The organism is Streptomyces sp. NPDC001594 (genome assembly GCF_042893675.1).
GTDB lineage: Bacteria > Actinomycetota > Actinomycetes > Streptomycetales > Streptomycetaceae > Streptomyces.
Genome location: NZ_JBIAVB010000042.1, coordinates 1 through 1574 on the forward strand (window position 1 = coordinate 1; position 1574 = coordinate 1574).

The following is a 1574-nucleotide window of genomic DNA, read 5'->3' on the forward strand; positions in this document are numbered from 1 at the left end:
TCAGAGGGCTCGACGGTCTCTGCCTCGGTCACGTTGTCACTCGTCATCGGTGCATCCTCCATGATCGGGAGTTACACCGAACGATTTACAGTCCCCACCGCGCAGCTGTGTGACCGAGATCACAACTAAGTGATCCTGGCTTGGCGACTCAACCCCTAGCGCCAGCTGTGCGTGCCCTGCTGGCAGTGAGCTCGGGAATCACCGATCTTCGCTGGCTTCGTTCGAACTGGGCCAGACAGCCAACAGCTTGGCGGATCATGTGGGCTATGGATGCAGGCATTGCTGCCGTGTTGGGTGCAGCTGTCGGAACCGCAGGCACGGTCATGACCGGCTGGGCCTCCAGATCGTTGGCCAAGATGCAGATGCGCGCCGAGGGCCTGCGAGAGCGGAGAGAGCCCCGAAGGTCCTCCTATGAAGCTTTCTCCTCAGCTGCCGCAGCGCTACATGATCACCTTCAGCCATGGATCACTTTCGGGCGCCTGCTCGGGCAGACACCTAGCTCTGCAGGAGAGGCTGTAGGCCCGGTCTCCTATCTGAGGAGTAGTGAATTCAAGGAGGGCTACATGGTCCGTGCGATTGATCTCACCGAGGACATCAGTCGATACGGGCGGCATGTGGTTCTCGATGGGCCATCAGATCTCGAACCTTCCGTCGCCAAGGTGACAGAGCTGGCCAGTGGACTCGTTGCCCCCTTCAGGATCATGCAGAGTTTCAGTCACATCTCTGATGCGGCCGGAGAGTCAGCCGTTGCCTACGACACTTCGAAGTTTCCCGACCGGCTTAAGGAGTTGGACCGGAGCATCCAAGGCTTCCTGCTACATGCGAGCGCAGCGTTGGATGGTGATGTGTCCGCACGACTTCCATGACCATGCCGCACGCCTTGTTGGACCCACTACCTCCCCCAACTCCCATCCCGTCTGCCGTCGACCCACACGTATGTGGAGCAGGCGCGGTGCCGGGCGTCCAGGTGGAGCGCCCAACTGGACGAACGACCTGGACGCCCGGTGCCGTGGCTGCTCGGCTTGTCCTGGGTCGACGGCAGACGGGATGGGAGTTCCCCCGCCTCAGCCCCATTCGGCCGGCACTCGCCAGCGGCGCCCCCGCCATCCCGGAGTCGGAGCGCCCCCGCCGGAGGCATGTCGGTAAGGGAGGGATCCTGCGGCCCGTAGGGCTCGACTCATGCCTACGGGCCTACCCGCCTACTGGGGCGGGCGTCGGCGCAGCGCGCGCGGAGCGGGCCGAAGGCAGGAGCGTCGCGCGGAGCGGAGCCGGGAAGGCCGCCCGGCGGAGCGGAGCGCAGCCGGGTGCCTTGATGAGGTAGAGAAACCTGTAACAGGTCCGCTTGGCTCCTACGGCTGCGCCGTGGCGAGGGCTTCGGCGATGGCGTGCATGGTGTCGGTGATGGTGTCGGCTCCCGCTTCGGCGAAGGGGTCTGGTGCAGGTTCGGGTGACAGGTTGAGTCACGCGGCCTGGAGGGCTGGCGTGGTCATGACGGTCTCGAATTCGATGGGGGTCAGTCGGCCGAGTGCGGCTTGTCGGCGGCGTCGGTGGTAGGTCCGCTCGATCCAGGTCAC

The 1574-nt window shown here is 64.5% G+C and carries 1 protein-coding gene; it reads left to right on the forward strand.

The annotated features are described in order from the left end of the window. Window positions 1–266 precede the first annotated feature (266 nt). Window positions 267–866 carry a hypothetical protein gene (locus tag ACFY0O_RS37645; RefSeq protein WP_388955612.1) on the forward strand — a complete coding sequence of 200 codons (600 nt, stop codon included), beginning with the start codon at window positions 267–269 and terminating at the stop codon, window positions 864–866. The last annotated feature ends 708 nt before the right edge of the window (window positions 867–1574 follow it).